Raw genomic sequence first — 2,577 nt, 5'->3', positions numbered from 1 at the left:
GGCCTTGTCTGCTTCCTTCTGTTCGCGGCGGTTGGAGGAAACGCCGGTGACCAGCGTCTTGTAGTCCTCAAGATCGCCATCATAGGGGTTGACCGCGCCGTCCTTGACCAGCCACAGCCGATCTGCGGTGGCCTCCAGCAGATGGCGGTCGTGCGAGATCAGGATCACCGCGCCGGGGAAATCGTTCAGTGCATGGATCAGCGATTCACGGCTGTCGATGTCGAGATGGTTGGTCGGCTCGTCGAGGATGAACAGGTTCGGCCCGTCGAAGGCCGACAGGCCCATCAGTAGCCGAGCCTTCTCGCCGCCGGAAAGATCCTTGGCCGCCGTGTTCATCTTCTCGGTCGTGAGGCCGAACTGGGCGACGCGGGCGCGCACCTTCGATTCCGGCGCCTCGGGCATCAGCCGGCGCACATGCTCATAGGCGTTTTCCTCGGGGCGCAGATCGTCGAGCTGGTGCTGGGCGAAGATCGCCACTTTCAGGCCCGGCGCCACGGTCATGGTGCCGGTCTCGGCCTTGAGCCGACCGGCGAGCATCTTGGCGAAGGTCGACTTGCCGTTGCCGTTGGCGCCGAGCAGCGCGATGCGGTCGTCGGCATCGATGCGCAGCGTCATCTTCTTCAGGATCGGCGCGCCCTCGGTGTAGCCGACATTGACGCCGTTGAGCGCAACGATCGGCGAGGCCACCGTCTTCACCGGCTCGGGGAAGGAAAACGGCCGTACCGTGTCGTTCACGATGGCCGCGATCGGCTTCATCTTCTCCAGCGCCTTCAGGCGCGACTGCGCCTGCCTCGCCTTGGAGGCCTTGGCGCGAAAACGCTCAACGAAGGACTCCATGTGCTTGCGCGCCGCTTCCTGCTTGACGCGGCTCTTCTCCTGCAGTTCGCGCTGCTCGGTGAGCTGGCGCTCGAACTGGTCGTAGCCGCCGCGCCAGAAGGTCAGCTTCTTCTGGTCGAGATGGACGATCGAGTTGACGGCGCGGTTGAGCAGGTCGCGGTCGTGCGAGATCAAAAGCACGGTGTGCGGATATTTGGAGACGTAGTTCTCCAGCCACAGCGTGCCTTCGAGGTCGAGATAGTTGGTCGGCTCGTCGAGGAGCAGAAGGTCGGGCTCGGAGAAGAGCACGGCCGCCAGCGCGACGCGCATGCGCCAGCCGCCGGAGAAGGACGATGCCGGACGCTTCTGCGCGGCGTCGTCGAAGCCGAGGCCGGCGAGGATGGTGGCCGCGCGGGACTCGGCCGAATGCGCGTCGATGTCGGCCAGCCGCGTGTGGATCTCGGCGATGCGGTGCGGATCGGTGGCCGTCTTTTCCTCTTCGAGCAGTGCCTGGCGTTCGGCATCGGCCTTGAGCACGATGTCGATCAGCGGCTCCTCGGTGCCCGGCGCCTCCTGCGCCACCTGGCCGATGCGGGTGTTCTTCGGCAGGCTGATCGAGCCGGTCTCGGACGGGAAGTCGCCGGTGATCGCCTTGAATAAGGTGGTCTTGCCGGTGCCGTTGCGGCCAACAAGACCCGCCTTGGTGCCGGCCGGCAAGGTCAGCGAGGCATGATCGAGAAGCAGGCGCCCCGCCATGCGCAGCGAGAGATCGTTGATGATAAGCATGGCCGCGCTTTTGCACGGCTGGCCGGCGCTTCGCAAGTGCCACGCCTGGACGAGGCTTCGCCAGCGGCCGCGGGCGGCCTGATTGCAAAAAGCGCGGCCGGGGGGAACCAGATGCGTCGCGAGGCGTTTGAGGCCGGTGATCCGCTACGTCGCCCTCGCCTTCATCTTCTTCCAGGTCGCCACGACAGCCGCGCTGGCGACGCAGGTCGTGCTGTTCGACGGTAGTGGCGACGGCGCGGCATCGCTGGAGGCGGCACAACTGGCGGGACAGTGAGCGCGGCGCCGAAGCAGTGTTCGACGCAAACCTGAACGTCAACGCACCGCCGCAACGCGCCGTGCAACCAGATGGTCACACGGCGTCGCTGCGTCGGGGAGCCTTATCTTCGATCCGGAAAATCAGGCCTTGGGCTTGCGCTTCGCCACCTTGGTCGGCTGAGCCGCGGCCGGCTTGCGGCCAAGGCCGGAAGATTTGGCCAGCGCCGAGCGGGTCGCCGAATAGCTGGGCGCCACCATCGGGTAGTCGGGCGCAAGGCCCCATTTGGCGCGATACTCGTCCGGCGTCAGGCCGTGGTCGGTGGCGAGATGCCGCTTCAGCGACTTGAACTTCTTGCCGTCCTCCAGGCAAACGATATGGTCCGGAAACACCGAGCGTTTTGGATTGACGGCAGGATTGAGCACCGGCGCTTCCTTGGCGGCGGCAACGGCGCTCAGCTTGCGCACCGAGGCGCTGACGCTGGCGATCAGATCCGGCAGTCCGGAGGCCGGAAGCGGATTGTTGCCGACATAGGCCGAAACAATGTCGGCGGTCAGTTCAATTGCGGTCTTGTCATCGATATTGTGCAATTTTTTTTCCCTCTGCCGGCGATCAGGTCACCAGCTATAGTTGTAGACTTTTGATGATGTATCGATTTTGACCGTGCTCCCCAACGGATCGACAAGATTCAATAAACCCTGCAGACTCAATACGAGCTGATA

At 64.3% G+C, this 2,577-nt stretch carries 3 protein-coding genes; 1 reads left to right on the top strand and 2 read right to left on the bottom strand.

The genetic code is table 11. The features are described 5' to 3' along the window. On the bottom strand, positions 1-1,602 hold a 1,602-nt coding region (locus EOA33_RS31705; protein WP_145989399.1), incomplete at its 3' end, for an ABC-F family ATP-binding cassette domain-containing protein. Between the two features lie 136 nt (positions 1,603-1,738). Between EOA33_RS31705 and EOA33_RS39420 the strand changes: the two genes are divergently transcribed. Beyond that, entirely contained in the window at positions 1,739-1,876 is a 138-nt protein-coding gene (locus tag EOA33_RS39420) for a hypothetical protein (RefSeq protein WP_189347935.1), read from the top strand. A gap of 122 nt (positions 1,877-1,998) precedes the next feature. Here EOA33_RS39420 and EOA33_RS31700 read toward each other — a convergent pair whose 3' ends face one another. Continuing rightward, the gene (locus tag EOA33_RS31700; RefSeq protein ID WP_126055582.1) at positions 1,999-2,445 is read right to left on the bottom strand and encodes a MucR family transcriptional regulator; all 447 of its coding nucleotides are present in this window, start codon (positions 2,443-2,445) and stop codon (positions 1,999-2,001) included. Positions 2,446-2,577 lie beyond the last annotated feature (132 nt).

The sequence above is a fragment of the Mesorhizobium sp. M4A.F.Ca.ET.050.02.1.1 genome (assembly GCF_003997725.1).
GTDB lineage: Bacteria > Pseudomonadota > Alphaproteobacteria > Rhizobiales > Rhizobiaceae > Mesorhizobium.
This window is presented reverse-complemented; position numbering and strand designations above follow the sequence as displayed.